This is a genomic window from Collinsella sp. AM44-11 (assembly GCF_003467145.1).
In the GTDB taxonomy this organism is placed as follows: domain Bacteria; phylum Actinomycetota; class Coriobacteriia; order Coriobacteriales; family Coriobacteriaceae; genus Collinsella.
In genome coordinates this window covers 116580-133324 of record NZ_QSFE01000001.1, presented here as the reverse complement: position 1 = coordinate 133324, position 16745 = coordinate 116580, and the positions used below count along the sequence as shown (strand labels likewise).

Annotated in this window: 15 protein-coding genes and 1 pseudogene; 1 reads left to right on the top strand and 15 read right to left on the bottom strand. The window is 50.1% G+C overall.

Features of this window, described 5'->3' with window-relative positions:
• Positions 1-2 precede the first annotated feature (2 nt).
• Positions 3-947 carry a hypothetical protein gene (locus DW943_RS00605; RefSeq protein ID WP_117861889.1) on the bottom strand — a complete coding sequence of 315 codons (945 nt, stop codon included), beginning with the start codon at positions 945-947 and terminating at the stop codon, positions 3-5.
• Between the two features lie 505 nt (positions 948-1452).
• Positions 1453-1809 carry a hypothetical protein gene (locus DW943_RS00595; RefSeq protein WP_233543541.1) on the bottom strand — a complete coding sequence of 119 codons (357 nt, stop codon included), beginning with the start codon at positions 1807-1809 and terminating at the stop codon, positions 1453-1455.
• Positions 1810-1944: 135 nt separating this feature from the next.
• Here DW943_RS00595 and DW943_RS00590 point away from each other — a divergent pair.
• Positions 1945-2109 (top strand): annotated as a pseudogene (locus tag DW943_RS00590) (IS200/IS605 family transposase); the annotation flags it as partial.
• A gap of 152 nt (positions 2110-2261) precedes the next feature.
• Here the strand turns inward: DW943_RS00590 and DW943_RS00585 are convergent.
• The 13 genes from DW943_RS00585 to DW943_RS00530 form a co-directional block, all read right to left on the bottom strand.
• Positions 2262-3632, bottom strand: a complete 1371-nt coding sequence (locus tag DW943_RS00585) for a P-loop NTPase fold protein (protein ID WP_117861887.1) — start codon at positions 3630-3632, stop codon at positions 2262-2264.
• Between the two features lie 70 nt (positions 3633-3702).
• On the bottom strand, positions 3703-3843 hold the full coding sequence (locus DW943_RS10555; protein ID WP_199572709.1) for a hypothetical protein: 141 nt from the start codon (positions 3841-3843) through the stop codon (positions 3703-3705).
• A gap of 57 nt (positions 3844-3900) precedes the next feature.
• Entirely contained in the window at positions 3901-4314 is a 414-nt protein-coding gene (locus DW943_RS10550; protein WP_199572707.1) for a hypothetical protein, read from the bottom strand.
• A gap of 9 nt (positions 4315-4323) precedes the next feature.
• The gene (gene rfbB, locus DW943_RS00575; RefSeq protein WP_117861886.1) at positions 4324-5343 is read right to left on the bottom strand and encodes a dTDP-glucose 4,6-dehydratase; all 1020 of its coding nucleotides are present in this window, start codon (positions 5341-5343) and stop codon (positions 4324-4326) included.
• 2 nt (positions 5344-5345) lie between these two features.
• Positions 5346-6233: a glucose-1-phosphate thymidylyltransferase RfbA gene (gene rfbA, locus DW943_RS00570; RefSeq protein WP_117647901.1), complete on the bottom strand. Its 888-nt coding sequence runs from the start codon at positions 6231-6233 to the stop codon at positions 5346-5348.
• A gap of 635 nt (positions 6234-6868) precedes the next feature.
• The gene (locus DW943_RS00565) at positions 6869-8092 is read right to left on the bottom strand and encodes an ATP-grasp domain-containing protein (RefSeq protein ID WP_117861885.1); all 1224 of its coding nucleotides are present in this window, start codon (positions 8090-8092) and stop codon (positions 6869-6871) included.
• Positions 8089-9219 carry a DegT/DnrJ/EryC1/StrS aminotransferase family protein gene (locus DW943_RS00560; RefSeq protein ID WP_117861884.1) on the bottom strand — a complete coding sequence of 377 codons (1131 nt, stop codon included), beginning with the start codon at positions 9217-9219 and terminating at the stop codon, positions 8089-8091. The genes DW943_RS00565 and DW943_RS00560 overlap by 4 nt, the downstream gene beginning before the upstream one ends.
• A 75-nt stretch (positions 9220-9294) precedes the next feature.
• Entirely contained in the window at positions 9295-10755 is a 1461-nt protein-coding gene (locus DW943_RS00555) for a lipopolysaccharide biosynthesis protein (RefSeq protein ID WP_158566037.1), read from the bottom strand.
• Positions 10742-11968, bottom strand: a complete 1227-nt coding sequence (locus DW943_RS00550; RefSeq protein ID WP_158549081.1) for a hypothetical protein — start codon at positions 11966-11968, stop codon at positions 10742-10744. The genes DW943_RS00555 and DW943_RS00550 overlap by 14 nt, the downstream gene beginning before the upstream one ends.
• Positions 11969-12017: 49 nt before the next feature.
• On the bottom strand, positions 12018-13091 hold the full coding sequence (locus DW943_RS00545) for an EpsG family protein (RefSeq protein ID WP_117647896.1): 1074 nt from the start codon (positions 13089-13091) through the stop codon (positions 12018-12020).
• The gene (locus tag DW943_RS00540) at positions 13088-14347 is read right to left on the bottom strand and encodes a glycosyltransferase (protein WP_117861882.1); all 1260 of its coding nucleotides are present in this window, start codon (positions 14345-14347) and stop codon (positions 13088-13090) included. The genes DW943_RS00545 and DW943_RS00540 overlap by 4 nt, the downstream gene beginning before the upstream one ends.
• Positions 14348-14394: 47 nt before the next feature.
• On the bottom strand, positions 14395-15495 hold the full coding sequence (gene wecB, locus DW943_RS00535; protein ID WP_117861881.1) for a non-hydrolyzing UDP-N-acetylglucosamine 2-epimerase: 1101 nt from the start codon (positions 15493-15495) through the stop codon (positions 14395-14397).
• Positions 15496-15525: 30 nt separating this feature from the next.
• Complete coding sequence (locus DW943_RS00530; protein ID WP_117861880.1) at positions 15526-16743, bottom strand: nucleotide sugar dehydrogenase; 1218 nt, start codon at positions 16741-16743, stop codon at positions 15526-15528.
• Positions 16744-16745 lie beyond the last annotated feature (2 nt).

The following is a 16745-nucleotide window of genomic DNA, read 5'->3' as shown; positions in this document are numbered from 1 at the left end:
TTCTAAATTTTATTAACGAGTAATTCAAGGATATTGAGCGCTTTGTAATAGAAGGCTGCATTATCTTCACTTGCTTCAGGTAGATAATTGCGTTTCATGCAGTAGTCTGCAATTCTCTTGTCGTCGTCACCGCTTAGATTTCCAGTACTTGGAATCTGAAGCTCAGAACCAAGCTGATTGTCAGTAATTTTGACTTTTGTTCCATCAGATTTTTCACCAGTTACCGTTGCTGAGGCGACGCCAGAGGCAATGCTATCCTGGAAAAGGTCAGAAATCCCCTTAGCTGATTTAGGAGAATTGAAAGTTAAATTTCCCGTTTTTGAGTCAACCGAATTCATTGCGGAACGTACACACGCTAGTATCGGTCCTGGATCAATATCATTGTTTAAAACCAAAAATCGAAGATTAATTGACTTTATTTTCGCAAATTCGTTGATAGTCTCATCAATACTATCAGGCAAGGGCATGTTAACAATATTAATTAGAGCATTAGGAAGTTGAGGCAAGCCTGTCTTATCCCTTTCTCGGTTAGCCTCGCGAGTGTAACGATCGACAACTTTCCTCAAAACGGCTTGAAAACTCTTGAGATTGGGGCTATGACCCTCATTCTTGATAAGGATCATTCTATGGCTCTTGAGATAGATAATAAATCGAGAATATGGAGCGGTTGGGACGGAGCTTGGAGATGGAACGAGCTCATTATCGACAACGATAGTCCGCACCCGGTAATAAGTTTCACGAATCAAATTTCCCGTGAGAACATATTCTGAATTTATTAGCTTTAGCTCAACATCTGAGAAATAGCTGACATTTTTGGAGGTACGAACTTTCTGTTCGTTGCAGAACGCTGGATACAAAATGTCTTGGAAGTGGGTCAACATGGGGTCATTATCTGGCCCATATGTAATGTTGAAATTTGCAATACTTAGTTTTTTCACTTCGTCCATATGCATCCCTTAAATAACAATTATTGCGCGGGCACTCTTGTTTGTCGCGCAATATTTTAGTTCATATAAGCTTAAGGTCTGCGCCATGACAAACGCTTCATATTGTGGATGTTTGTCAAATAATGCCTTCGAATATGCAACTCAAAGAAAGGTAAAGGCGCTAAATCGTCTCGTCAGCCTCGTTCATCAGTCGGTTTCAGATATAGATGAGTTTTTCGCTCTTTAGGAGTTGATTAAAAACACGGTCGAGATCTTCATCGTTTTGTATTGTGACGTTGCACGGCTCGGCCTCTTTGAACTTATAACGGTCATGGATCTTTTCAAGATCCTTGCACACGCCTCGGTCGATGGAAATGACGGCAGGGTACGACGGATCGAATTCAATGGTGAATACCCTGAATCGATATCTATCCGAACGAATCTCGAAGCAATAGGAATTCTTCTTGTACAAGTCGTCTGCATTCATAAGGTCGACTTTTGGAGTTTGATCTAATGCGCTGGTTGGTTATTGAGCGTTGGTCAAAATGGTTGTTTTTACGGTAGCGCTAACAGCGTAGCCCTGGCCGAGCAGCCGCTCGAATACCACCTGCGAGTTGGTGACGCCCTTTCTCAGGAGGTCGTCCACCAGGCCGGTGTGCCCGGCGAGCACGCCCGGCGCGGCCCTCCTCCCGCTGTTCCCGTGGGGCAGGGCCCTGAACCCGTGGGCCCTGACCGTCCTCGCCCGGGAGCGGGTGAGCCCCGTCCTCCTGCAGAACTCCGCGAGGTTGCATGTCTGCGGGTCGAACCCGTCGCCCTCCTCCGCGGCCATCTCCCGGAGCGCCGCGTCTATAATCTCCTGTAGGTCATCGTGTCTCTCGTTCACCTCAATGGTCCTCCTAACGCCGGCGTGTTGGCACCACCAGCGTAGTGGCGGCGGGGAGGCGCGGTGGCCATTATTCGGTGACCGGGATTGGTCAAAATCGTTTGACTATCAGTGGCTAAAATTGCCCGGCGCTAACACAAGTTCGGCAACAGGAAGTTCTGGGCGGAGGGCTACTACGTGTCCACCGTCGGCCTGAACGAGGCGACGATCGCCAAGTACATCAGGGAGCAGGAGTCCCACGACATCGCGCTGGACAAGCTGAGCGCGAAGGAGTGCGAGGACCCCTTCAAGAGGAGGTGATCCTGCCGGTTCGACCGGCGCGCCACGGGTCAAGATGCACTAGGCCTGGACGAAGTCCGGGCCCGCGCCTTTAGACGCGAGTCCGGGGCCCGTGGGTTATACCCTAAGAGCAAACCACCCTTTTTAAGGGTGGTTCTGATTCAATCTAAGAGCTAGTCTTGCACCCTTAGGGTAAAAAACACATCGGCAAAAGTATTTGCGAACAGAAAGTTCCCTTTATTTACAGCTTCAACTCGAGGGTCATTTAATTTACCGATATAAATTAATGCACACACTCCGTCTACAAAATCTCGACGACTCTTCTCTGAAAGAAGAGATTCATTCGGCGCGGATTCATTAATTTCAATAATCGAGGAATCTAGCTGGTTTAAAAAACGTTTACTATGGCTCGCCAAATTGTAAACAGAAGAGAATGAGTGGCCGCATTTAACCTCATACCATTGTTCAGGTTCATAATAAGAGAGCACTATCAAAACCGGAAGAAGCGCGAACTTCGGAAAGACTTCAGCGGTTCTATAGGAATAAGAGGGCGAAATATATATGAATTCAAAAATGGTTCTAATTTGATCGAACAACCTGTTTAAAGCACGACAAGATGCGTTTTTATAGTCAAGTAATTCTCCGATTATATCGATAAACGGATGACCCCTGTTAACTCGTAGCCCCTTAAACTCTAAGTAATCCAAAGGCATAATGCGTTGAAGCTCAAAACGCTTATCATAGAACCGTTCGAGATAAGCCCTTCCAACAAAACTAGAACCATAAACCCCTTCAAGCGAATGGGAAAGCTGAACAATATCCGTAGAATAAACGACGATTACATTTGGAAGTTGAAATATGGCTTTTGTCTGCTCTAATAGACGAATAGCGAATTCAGGCTTACAGCGATCCAAATCATCAATAAACAGAATGGCATATTTTGCAACTCTTGGAATTAGACTCGTAATTAGTCGATTTAACTTCTGCCGTAACTGAGTTCGGGTCCTATAATCTTCAAGAAAATCCTTTTCATCGGTACAATCGGTAAGATTTCGAATATTGATATCGATATTATGAATTGCAAGAATGCAGTTAATGATTTCTGAAATTAAAAGCGGAATATTTATTGAGGTATCTACGCAACTCTCACCGATAGACTCGCTAAAGGAAGCTAAAAGAGGGAGAAGCGGATCGTCAAAAAAATCGTTCTCCCAAGCATTAAAATACAAGGGAACGAAATGGCAAATATCGTTATTTTGTAATAAATCCTGAAGTTGAGAACCCAATTCGATATAGTTATTACCCAAAGCCGGATTGAGGCTTTTTAGAATCCATTCAATTTGTTTAACAAAAAAAGTCTTACCCGTTCCCCAAGGTGAATCAACTACAAACGTATAAGGTGGCTTGACCATTAGCAACATCTTTAGGAAGTTGGCAATATCATCCTTTCTGCGCAACGAATTTCTATCGAAAGCGGATTGAATAGCAAGTGAAGTTGGCTCTTCATCCACGCGTTTAATAATAGTTCGTCCTACAGAAGCCATACGATGACTAGCCCCTCTTGAATAGATCTCTCGTGTACATTTTGTCCGAGATGTCCACGAACTCGTTGCCCTAACGTTTATCGACGTTCACGTCGCAGCCGGCCTTGAAGGTCTCAGGGCCGTGCGTCACCTCGGAGCTGAAGAACTCCGGCTCGTCCAGCGTAGGCTCGTAGACCACCACGGGCACGCCCTTAGCCTTCACGCACTTCATGGCGCCTTGGATGGAGCCTCGCGCGGAAGTTGTCGGGTTGGACTTCATCGTCAGGTATTACATGCCCGCGACCGGCATCTTATCTAGTCGATACCCTTGCTGGCCTTTCTTGATCGAGTCCGCAATGGCATTAACAAATAGGTCCTGCATTTGCGGCGCAGACATCATATTGCCGACAAGAGAACCCATAAGTTGTTTGGTCATTTCGTTCTGAGCGTTGGAATTCGCCAGCTCAAGGGAATGCCTAGGCTCAGCCTCGAGTCTCTCCATCTCAAGTTTATGAGTTTCTTTCAAGTTATCAATATCAACTTCATGTTGCTTCATGAGCTTATCGATTTCAGGCTCGTTTGACTCTTTGAGCGTTCGAATTTCTGAAGCAGATTTATTTCGGGCAACAAAATATGAGCTGATACAAGAAATAATCGAGGCAAGTATCGAAACGATATACGGCGCAATTGCTGACAACTCCATGCTGTTTCCTTACTGCCCCTGCGCGCGGTAGCGGGCCTCGGTGGCCTCCTTGGCCGGGCGCCACCAGGCCTCGTTCGCCACGTACCAGTCGATGGTGGCCTTGAGCCCCTCGGCGAAGTCGGTGTGCGCCGGCCTCCAGCCCAGCTCGCGCTGGAGCTTGGTGGAGTCGATGGCGTAGCGGCGGTCGTGGCCGGGGCGGTCGGCGACCCAGTCGAAGTCCTCGGGGTCGCGCCCCATGGCCTCGAGGATCATGCGGAGCACCGTGATGTTGTTCTTCTCTCCGTTCGCGCCGATGAGGTAGGTCTCCCCCATGCGGCCCTTGGTCAGGATGTCCCACACCGCGGAGCTGTGGTCCTCGGTATGAATCCAGTCGCGGACGTTCTCGCCGCGGCCGTAGAGCTTGGGGCGCACGCCGTCGACGATGTTGGTGATCTGCCTGGGGATGAACTTCTCCACGTGCTGGTAGGGGCCGTAGTTGTTGGAGCAGTTGGAGATCGTGGTTCGCAGGCCGTAGGTGCGCGTCCAGGCGCGCACGAGCATGTCGGAGCTGGCCTTGGTGCTCGAGTACGGCGAGGACGGGTGGTACGGCGTCTCCTCGGTGAACTTGGCCGGGTCGTCGAGCGCCAGGTCGCCGTAGACCTCGTCGGTGGAGACGTGGTGGTAGCGGACGCCGTATTTGCGGACGGCCTCCAGCAGGCGGAAGGTGCCCTCGACGTTGGTGCGCAGGAAGGGCTCGGGGTCGGCGATGGAGTTGTCGTTGTGGCTCTCGGCGGCGTAGTGGACGATCGCGTCGTGGCCCGGGACAATCTTATCGAGGAGCTCAGCATCGCAGATGTCGCCAACGACGAGCTCGACCCTATCCTCGGGCAGCCCGGCGATGTTCTCGGGGTTGCCGGCGTAGGTCAGCTTGTCCAGGACGGTCACGTGCACCTCGGGGTGGTTGTTCACCACGTAGTGCACGAAGTTGCTGCCGATGAAGCCGCAGCCGCCCGTGACGATGATGTTCTTGGGTTCGAAGATCTCAGACATATTTACCCCCTATTTACCTCGTTTGCGACATTCAAAAGATACTTACCGTACGCAGTCTTCTTCAGCGCTTCGCCCAGTTCGTACAACTGATCATGTCCGATGAAACCGCGGCGATAAGCGATTTCTTCCAGGCACCCAATGTAATAACCCTGGCGGCTCTGCACGGCCTCCACGTACTCGGCGGCCTTTAAAAGGCCTTCGGGCGTGCCCGTATCAAGCCACGCCATGCCTCGGCCCATCAACTCGACGGACAGTTGACCATAATCTAGATAGGCATTGTTGATGCTCGTGATTTCCAGCTCTCCACGCGCGCTTGGTTTAACGTTTGCCGCAATATCGGAAACTTGTCCATCATAGAAGTACAGCCCTGGTACTGCATAGTTCGACTTTGGGACCTCGGGTTTTTCCTCGATGCCAACCACACGATGATTTTGATCGAACTCCACCACACCGAAGGCCCTGGCATCCTGCACTGGGTATCCAAACACAACGGCCCCGCCATGGCATTCCACCTTTTCCTTTGCGCGTGTAAGCACGCGAGTGAGGTCTTGACCATGGAACATGTTGTCACCCAGAACCAGCGCACACGGCTCACCAGCAAGAAAGTCGCGTCCGATGGTAAAAGCTTCGGCTAGACCGCGAGGCTCGGCCTGCTCTGCATACTCCAAGCGCATACCCAACTCAGTGCCCTTGCCGAGAAGTTCCTTGAACGCTGGGAGGTCACGCGGCGTCGAGATGACAAGAACTTCTCGAATACCGGCGAGCATCAGCACTGAGAGTGGGTAGTACACCAGAGGCTTGTCGTAAATCGGCAGCAGCTGCTTGCTCACCGATTTTGTTATGGGGTGCAGTCGGGTCCCCGATCCACCTGCGAGAATTATGCCCTTCATTAGCCAACCGTTATTTCTTTTGTATGATTATTCGGCCTGGCTGAGAAGCTATTCCATAAACCAGCCGGTCTCCGTCTTCTTATAAACCAGGAAGTCGCACAGTTTGTGCAAAATTAAACGTTTTCGTTGCCTCTCATTACATGTCAAGGCCATTGGATTTCATGCCTGTCTCCTACGCTTGGCCTCGTACCTTGCGTGCAACTTCGCGCTTAGACCGAGTTTCTTGAACTCAACTACGGTCATCACAAGCTTAATAACCGTAGCTAGTATTGGCGTTATTGTCGTAAAGTGAAATGTGGCCGACAACCAGTCCGCCGATCTCGACAATCTGCATCGTCGAAATATACAACAACCTGGCAAGATAAGCGTCGTAGCAGGTCAAGTGCCATCTAATTAGTTGGCCATCCCACTGACATCTTGAAACGCACTAGCCAAAAAGACAGACCCTTTTCGTAACCTCCAAGGCCTCTAAACCCGTTCAATTCCGTCTCGTCCTAAATTCCCAAAGAAATAAATGAAGCTGTACTCAGTAGAAGCCCCATAGTACGTCGATTCATCCCTATTCAGGCTCAGAGTCGAGGAGCTAGTGGCAATATGTGATAACGCTTATGAGCACGATATTGTTCATGTCGTGACTACTCCATCTCAGCCCATATATGATTGCCGATGCTGCTTAGAAACCCGTTCATCTCCGCTTCCCTGTCGAAGCGGAGGAACTCGATGCCCAGTGCCTTGTTGGCGCCGTCAAACGCCTCGACAGGTTCACCAGGCTGCTTGTAGATGACACTGCGATACATGTGAGGTCTAATGGCACCTGAGTTCGCAATACCCCTGAATACTCCGTCCACGTTCGAGTGCAGCACATAAGTTGCGTAAGCACCCTCGCATACAGAGGAATCCCACGAGATGTCCCCAGGATTCTCCCCCATTGCGCAGAGGACATTGGCGCCCACGAGGTCGATGCCGCTCGCATCAGAAAGCTGCACGGGAATCATGTTTCCGCCCGCGCGGCTTCCCAGTTCTAGCACATAGGGCACTCCGTCCTCGCCTAAGATGACTTCAACGTTAAGCTCCCCGAAGCGCACGCCCAGAGCTGTCACGAGCCGCTGAAGAACGTCTTTCACAGCGCTATTGTCGTCAGCAGAAAGCCCGGAAGGGATTTTTTTCCCGACAGGAACAAGACCACCCAAGCCCTCGTCACGTAAGCAAGACATAAGGCCCCAAAAATGCACCTTGCCGTCAACAACAAATATGTCTCCGCCGATCACATAAGGGAATGTCTTTCTAATATACTCTTCACAAATCAGCGTCCCGTTACGCGAAAAATCGCGGGCGTGATCAATTGCCCTACTGAGCTCAGAAAGGTCAGTAAGTACGCTTACCCCCTTAGAGCCAGAAGAATCTGTTGGTTTAACAACGATGGGGAACCTGAAACCCTCCACAAGGTGCGACACTTCCTCAACGGTGGCGTTTCTTGAAAACGAAGCCGTTTGAGGGCACGGAAGCCCAGCTTTTTTGAGAAAAGCCCGGAACAGGTGCTTCTCCGACATGGTCACGATTGCCTTCAAAGGGTTGGTAGGCAGCCCCATTGCCTCTGCAACGTACCCCGCCGTAGGGGATGCCGGATCGCTGCTGTAGGCAAGTACGCCCGAAACGTCTTCTTTGTGAGCTATTTTGAGCATCAGCTCGCGGTCGGTAGTGCTTGCTTGGTAGGAAGTGTCGGCCACATACTGACCAGGATTATCCGGTAGATAGTCGCAAAGCACCGTGCGAAACCCCAGTTCCTTCGCTTTCTCTATGGCAACAACTTGTTGGCGTGATCCACCCAACATCAAGATTGATTTCTTGGAAACACTCATCGTGCGCACCCCCGCACAATATTGCTGATGCAATCAACATCTTCCAATGCAAGATCGGCGTACATGGGAAGCGTGATCACCTGGGATGCCGCCTTCTTTGCCACTGGCGTGCGGTCGCTTGAATACACGCTTCGATAGCATGCGTAATCGTTGACCAGCGGATAGAAGTATTTTCGCGCGCCGACGCCAGCCTTTTCCAGGGCATCGAAAACGTCATCGCGCGTGGCGCCGAAGACGCTCGGATCGAACAGCACGGGAAGGTACGCATAGTTGTGGCGGATGTTCTTGGCGGGACGGAAAACGGTTACGCCGGCTGTGCCTTCAAGGTTATCCCAATAACGCTCAGCAACGGCCTTGCGCTTGCCGATCTCGGCGTCCAGATGACGAAGATTGCAGACGCCCATAGCCGCGCAGAACTCATTCATCTTGGCATTGCCGCCGACGTACTCGACGTCCTCGGGTCCCGTGATGCCGAAGTTCTTCCATTGGTTGAGCAATGGATACAAATGTTCGTCCTTGAAGCAGACGCAACCACCTTCGATAGTGTTGAATACCTTGGTCGCATGGAAGCTGAACATGGCCGCATCGCCGAAAGTCGCCGCGCTATCGCTGCTTCCGTCCTCGTTCACGCGCTCGACGCCGAAGGCATGGGCGGCATCATAGATGACCTTAAGCCCGTGACGGTCAGCGATCTCCTGGATGGCATCAACATCGCAAAGATTGCCGTAAACATGCACAGGCACGATGGCGCAGGTGCGCGGGGTGATCAATCGCTCGATGCTCTCGGGATCTAACGTTAGATTCACGGGATTCACGTCGGCAAATATGGGGGTAAGTCCTTTTCGCACGATAGCGTGAGTGGTAGAGGCAAAGGTGAACGGTGTAGTGATGACCTCTCCACCGGCCGGAAGAGCCATGGCCTCGAGGATGCACTCTAGGGCGTTGTGACCATTTGTGAACAGCGCAAGGTTGTCGATCCCCAAACGCTCCTTGAGGTCTGCCTCGAGCTTCTTATGCTCAACACCCATATTGGTAAGCCAATGGCTCTCCCAAAGAGGCGCGACCTCTTCAAAGTATTCCTCCATAGGAGGCATGGATGATCGTGTGACAAGAATGCGGTTACCCATATCAGGTACCTTCCCTTCGCTATGCAGCTTTCAAAGAACGATGACTAAAACGGTTGCAGTATTGACGCAACGTCTTTAACGACGTTTTGCACCCAAGAAATCCCTGGCGGTATTAATGAGGTATTCAAATGCTTCGAGTTTAAAAATGCCTGCGATACCAAAATAGGCAATTGCCATTGCGGCAATTTCGGCAAGAATCTGAAGTGCAGGGAGGACAGTAAATGAGCCACAAAACAGCGCAAACCCGCCTGCAATTGCAGAGATTAAAAATGCAGGAGCGATATCACGCAATTGCTCAGAATAGGAATACCCGATAACTCGTTTGTTAGGATATGCGTTAACAAACGTTGAAATGATGCCGGTAGTCATATACATGGCGACCATTAGGTAAATATCTTTTAGCACAAACGCCGCAAACAAAATGAAGCAGATGCCATAAGCCTTTTTTACTAGTTCAAGTTCAAGAAACAAATCAGATCGCCCCATGCCGTTTAATGCTTGAAGATTGGTCGTGTGAATTGGCAGTAAGGCATAGATGAAGCAGTACATTCGCAGGAATGGAACACAGAACAACCATTTTGGGCCCAAAAGAATCCCGACTATCGGCTCGGCAGCCACAGCAAATAACGTCATGGCAGGAACGATAAGGAAGGTCGAGGTTTTTAATGCTCTTCGCACGAGCCTTTTTACGTAGGAGGCGTTGTTTTGTACGCGAGAAACTGCGGATAACATCACTGGCTGAATTGCCCCATCAAGCACGGATCCCAATGCTTGAGGATATTTTTTTCCCTGTGATATTAAACCAAGATTTGAAGCACTAAATTGCTTGCCAATAATTAAATCAGATAAAGATTGGTAACCCTGTTCAAGTAAGCCGGAAATGAGGAGCTTCCAACTAAATGCAAAGTGTTTGCAGGCTTTGCGCTTGTCAAATACGAAACATGGAACCCATCTAGCCTGAAGCCCGAGAACGAAGCAATTAACAACTTGGTAGACGAGTTGCTGTAAAACAAGTGCCCACAGTCCGGCTTCGGTAAAAGCAGCTCCTATGCCGAGAATGCCTGATACGATAACTGCAACTATAGTGGCGTTAAATACCTTACGAAATTCAAGTTCACGTTGAACTATTGCAACTTGCACTGAGTTGAAAGCAGTGACTAGCAATAAGAATCCAAGGACACGAAGGGGCCAGACGATGTTTGGCAGGGCGTAAAAAGTTGCAATTGCAGGAGCAGAAAAAAATACTAACGTAAATAAAACTGCTGATACGGTAAAACTTAGCCAGAATACCGTTGATAAATCAGTCTCATCAATCTCTTCAGCCTGTACCAGTGCAGTATTGAGACCAGACGTAACAATCACATTGCCCACATTAACAAATACAAGCATTATTGCGAGTGCGCCAAATTCCTTAGGTGAAAGAAGCCTTGCCATCACAACTTGGATAGCAAGTTCAACTACGGCACGCCCGCCTTTCTCAAACACCTTCCAGAATAAGGCACTTACAGTTGCACCCTTCAAATTATTTACTTGCATTAAGTTGGTCCTCATACATAGATCTTTTGCAAATTCTCTCTAAAAACAAACGCTGAAAGAACATGCCTCTTGCCTCAAGTTCAGACAGTGGCAGCGTATCAAGATTGGTGGCAGGTAGCTTAAACACAAATTCAGGGTCGACATCGATCTGCGATTGAGCCGCATTGAAACTCTTAATAGATTTCTCTATGTAAGCGCTGTCATCCATTTTGATTACGTTTTCGATTAATGGAACAACATTAAATCCTGCAGAATCAGACATGATGTCTCCAACATCATCAATGAAGCCATATCCCTCGCACTCATACGTGTAGTGGCGCATGCATATAGACGGTAGGGCACATTCAGCTCCCCTCCATAACGAACCAGCAACTCCGATATTAAGATGACAGGAAAGCATTTTAGTCTTGAGTTGCTCTGGCGATAAAGGACCCATAAGCGCAACTTGAGAACGAGCCGCTTCGGGCAGACGTGAGAGAGCATCCTTAACCTGCTTCTCCCCTTGCCCGTATCCGACAATGAAAAGTTTCGCTTCCGGATGTCGTTCATATATGTCGCTGAATGCTTTTATCAAACCAAGCATGTATCCCTTATGCGGGAAATCGAAACGAGCGCAAGTGATGATATTGAATTCATCCCTCCGGCTTTTTGCCTTTTTTTCAATGATCTCATCCGCCGGTGCATCCAGGGGAAATATGGCTTTTAAGACCTTTGATTCTTTATTGGCTACGTTTAATCCATATTCCTTCTCATATGCCTTAAGGTGAATGTCGCTGAACCCTATAAGATTTCCCGTTCGATCAATCCACTCGGCAGCATTTGAAAGTCGCAGTCTCCAGCGTTCACGAGTATGACCGGAGCGTAGGCATGTTTCAGGCAGCACGGCGCCGCCTTTAAAATGAGGAATAGTAAGTAAATGAAATAAAGTACGGCACTGCCAGTCCTTCATCACATGCTGGGAAATGCAGTAGCGAAGCAAATCCGTTGTAAGGACGACAACATCTTCATCATCAGCAAATTTAAGTGATGGATATATTGGTCCAAAGGGCGTTCGCTTCACATAATGCTTTTCAATCTCAGGAGCATCTGTAATGTTTTTATAGGCGGAAGATTTTTCATGCTCCTCGGTTGTAAGCCAAACAACACGATATCCTTGATTAATGCAATATTTAATTAGCTGTATTTGTATGTTTTCGATACCGCCGATACCCATATACGGTCGATCAATTACCAAACATTTCATTTCTTGATCTCCAATATTGTTAAAAAGAGGCAAACAAATATGGATCGAAAGTCGTTCCCTGGATTTGATGCGCAAGGTAAATGAGCAATAAGAGAGATATTCCCATATAAGCTATCAATTGTTGATGCTTCTCAAGCTCTTCAAGAATTGCCGGTATCAAGGCAATTACAAACACCCAAACATATTCGATAGCCCTAGCCATTACCTCATTACTTAAAAACAGTGAGTACAAAAGCATGCTTAATATCGAAGACCAGATAGCAACGGAAGTCGTCTTATTTTTAGCTAACTTATCTATATCGAAAAACAGTAAGCAACCGACGGTAAGTAATTGAAGCATAAGAAGGTTATTAAACTTGAAGGAAAGCGCATAATGCGATTTACCAAATATAGCAAGCACTCGTGGCAGTATGTTTGGTAAGAAGAAAGCGGATACCAATATTAAAACAAAACAAGCAACTAAAGACTTTTCAATGGTGCTTTTAGTTACAGGACGATTGACGAATGGATATAGGACGGCAAAGATAGCTGCACTTCTATGGAATGAGGTAGCGAGCAGCAGAAGTATGAAGAACTTACCCGGTTTTCTCTCTAATAAATATTTGCTTGCAAACAGACAGATGCAGAACGCAAGGGTCTGACGAAGAACGTAGAAAGAATAGAGATAGAAAATTAAACAAGTTGCAATAAATACGGAATAGCCAGGTTTTTTTGAATATCTATACGCGAAAAACGAAAGCGAAAAAGACGTTAATCCCGATAGAACAATTATGAACTGTCTATAAGTAAAGCCTATATGGGAGAATAGCCAGTTCACAATGACCCAACCATTCTCGTACGCATAAGGATACGGTAGGCTTGCAACCTTAATTGGAGAAGAGCTTAAAACCGAGCATATACCTTCGAAACTATATCCTGAAATTAAATGATAGCCGTTGTAGTAATAAAGAGCGTCTGCGCCATAAAGCTCGCTTCTCATTGCCAAGATAAGGAAAGCTTGAAGTCCGCATATGAAGCAGGCCGCCTTTGGACTTCTATAGAAGATGGTGGCAAATAGTAATATAAGAAAAGAGTTGGCCAATAAAACAATCATTGAGATTCACCATCCAGAGAGATCTGGTGTGAAAAAAGCGCATCGATAAGAATTCGAGCATTGCAATTTGTTTGGAATCTGGTTTTCCATTGTTTGCGCGCAGCAGCCCTCATGAGGGAGTAATCTTCATCATCCATTTTAAGGAACTGCAGAATTGAAGCAGCAATATCCTCGGCACTGCTCTCCTCGGGTATTAGAATTCCATTAAAACCATCGGATACAATTTCATGTGTACCCCCAACGTCAGTGGCCAAAACAGGAATTCCATGGCCACTCGCCTCCATAATTGAGATGGGCAGTCCTTCGCTAGCTGAGACATTTATGAAGAGATCGAAATGATTCTCACGATATTCGCGTAACAGCTGTTTATTTGCGATGTTTCCAACGAAACAGCTCCTTATTTTGTTAAATTGCTTTGCGATTTCTTTGACTTCAGCCAATTTCGGCCCATCGCCGAAATGAGTCCATTCAATCTCAAAACCCCTTGCGTCAAGCAACGTTAACGCCTTAGCAAGCAAGGACACACGCTTGACATCGGTTACAGCAGAGCAGGATACTATTTTGAAAGAAGCACCTCTATTTTCTCTGGACATATCGGGGAGCCAGCAGGTCCCTAAATAACCTGTCCTAATCTTCTCGCTAAAGTCAGGATATGTTTTCTTAAGATACAAAGTTCCATCCTCGGAGCACGGAATTACAGTATCCAAGCAAGAAAGTTGATAATACCTACATGGAAGATAATTGCAGCGTGTACGGTCGTGGTAGAGGTCATATCTGTGTGCACGAGCTATTGCCGACCGACATGAATACTTTTGCTTTAACCAGCAGGCAATGAGTGCAGTATCGTGAAACCAGAAGCTATAAACGTTGGTTGGAATGATTTCACGAAGCTCAAGCTGGTCCTTCAGTGCCTTCCATTTTCTAAAAGCTTTTCCAACGTAATACCGTTGGAAAAGATGTTGATCAACTGAAAACAAAGTGTCAGTTTTGACGGCATCGGCAGCAATCGGCTTAAGCCTCAAGCTGAAAAGCCCCTCAATCAAACAGAAGCATTTTTCGATAAGAGTCTGAGGGAATCCGAGAGCAAACGATATAACATTTTCAGGAGTATCCTGGATCTGCGCTGCGGATGAAGACGCTTCTGTAGCAACAATTACCACTGAAGCAAAATAAGGCGCTATGAATTTTATTTCTGTTTCAAGATATGACTCTGCTGGAGTGGCGCCGTCGTTAAAGGGAAAATGCTTGGTGAGCATTAATAGCGTATTGCCTTTCAACGAGCCATAATCTTTATTACAAGGTACTAGCAATTTCTCACCAGCACATTGGCGATTCGTTCGCACGCATGCCCATCGCCGTAAGGATTTGAGGCGTGACTCATAGCCTCGTACTCCCCCTCGTCTGAAAGCAGGCGGCTGAACTCGCGATAAATCACATCCTCCTCGGTGCCGACAAGCTTCAACGTGCCGGCGGCAACGCCCTCGGGGCGCTCGGTGGTGTCTCGCATAACGAGCACCGGCTTGCCCAGGCTCGGGGCCTCCTCCTGGATGCCGCCCGAGTCTGTCAGGATGAGGTGGCTCGCGGCCATGAAGTTGTGGAAGTCGAGAACCTCGAGCGGGTCGATGATGTGGAGTCTGTCGAAGCCGTCCAGCTCCTCGTGCGCCGCCTTGCGGACGAGCGGGTTCATGTGGATGGGGTAGATAGCCTTGGTGTCGGGATGCTCCTCCATCACGCGGCGGATGGCGCGGAACATGCGGTGCATGGGCTCGCCGAGGTTCTCGCGGCGGTGCGCCGTGATGAGGATGAGGCGGGAGCCCTCGGCCCAATCGAGCTCGGGGTGGGAGTAGCCCTCGCGCACGGTGGTGCGCAGGGCGTCGATGCCGGTGTTGCCGGTGACCCAGATCCTGGACTCGGGCTTGCCCTCCCCGAGCAGGTTCTCCTTGCTGGCCTCGGTGGGGGCGAAGTAGTACTCGCTCACGATGTCCACGGCCTGGCGGTTGAACTCCTCCGGCCAGGGGCTGTAGATGTCGTGCGTGCGCAGCCCGGCCTCGACGTGCCCCACGGGGATCTGCAGGTAGAAGCAGGCAAGCGCCGCGGCGAAGCTGGTCGTGGTGTCGCCGTGGACCAGGACCACGTCGGGCTTCTCGTCCTCGAGGACCGCCTTGAGCTTGAGCAGCACGTCGCACGTCACGTCGAACAGCGTCTGGCCCGGCTTCATGATCGCCAAGTCGTGGTCTGGGATCACGCCGAAGACGCGCAGCACCTGGTCGAGCATCTCGCGGTGCTGGCCGGTCACAGTCACGACGGTCTCGAACTCATCCCTGCGCGCCTTCAGCTCGTTGGCGAGCGGGCACATCTTGATAGCCTCCGGTCGGGTGCCGAAGACGAGCATTACCTTCTTCAAAACGGATTCCCCCTGAAGAGTCACATGGTCTTACAGCTTGTAGACGTTCTCTCCGTCGCCGCAGACGTTGCGCGGGTCGATGATGACGCGGTCGCCGAAGATGCCGGGGTTGTCCGTGACCTGGGAGTGGCCGACCATCACGATCACCATCTCCAGGCCGTCCAGGAACTCATCCATAGAGTGGACCTGGCCGGGAACCTCGTCGCGCTCGACCCACGGGTCGTAGACCTTGACGGAGCCGGCACAGAGGTGCTCGGACATGGACTCGAGCATCTGCAGCGTCGGGGACTCGCGGACGTCGTCGACGTTCTCCTTGTAGGTGAGGCCGTAGATGCCGACCTTCGAGGCGTCGGTGATGCCATGATCCGCCATGACCTCGTGGGCCCGGTGCATGACGTACTCGGGCATGGAGGCGTTGGTCTGAAGGGCGAGGCGGATGAAGTTGGCCGTCTCGGGGTAGTCGCCGACCAGGAACCACGGGTCGACCGGGATGCAGTGGCCGCCGACGCCCGGGCCGGGGTTGAGGATGTTCACGCGCGGGTGCTTGTTGGCGATGCGGATGACCTCGGCGACGTCCATGCCGCCGATGCGGCAGATCTTGGCGAGCTCGTTGGAGAAGGCGATGTTCACCGCGCGGAAGGTGTTCTCGACGACCTTGGTCATCTCGGCGGTGCGGATGTCGGTGACGGAGATCTCGCCCTGGCAGAAGCTGGCGTAGACCTTGGCCACGGCCTCGCCCACCTCGGGGTCGTCGGCGCCGATGGTGCGGTTGTTGTGCAGCAGCTCGTAGACCATGTTGCCCGGGATGATGCGCTCGGGGGCGTGGACGAGCCTGACGTCCCCGCGGCCGGCCTCTGTGAGCAGCGGGCGCACGAAGCGGTCGATGGTGTTGGGCGAGACGGTGGACTCGACTACGAGCACGGCGCCCTCGGGCGCGACCTCGAGGACGGTCTTGCAGGCCGCCACGACGTAGCACGGGTCGATCTTCTTGTCTAGCTTGTCGTAGGGCGTGGGGACCGAGACGATGTAGGTGTCGCAGACCTGGTAGTCGGTAGAGAACTTGATGCCGGCCTCCAGGGCGTCGGCGAACAGCTCGTCCAGACCTTCCTCCTTGAAAGTGGTCTTGCCGGCGTTGAGAGTGGCGACGAGCTCCTCGTTGTAGTCGGTGCCCACGACCTCCACGCCGTGGGAAGCCATCATGAGGGCTGTGGGGAGGCCGATGTAGCCGAGACCGATAACGTTAACCATAG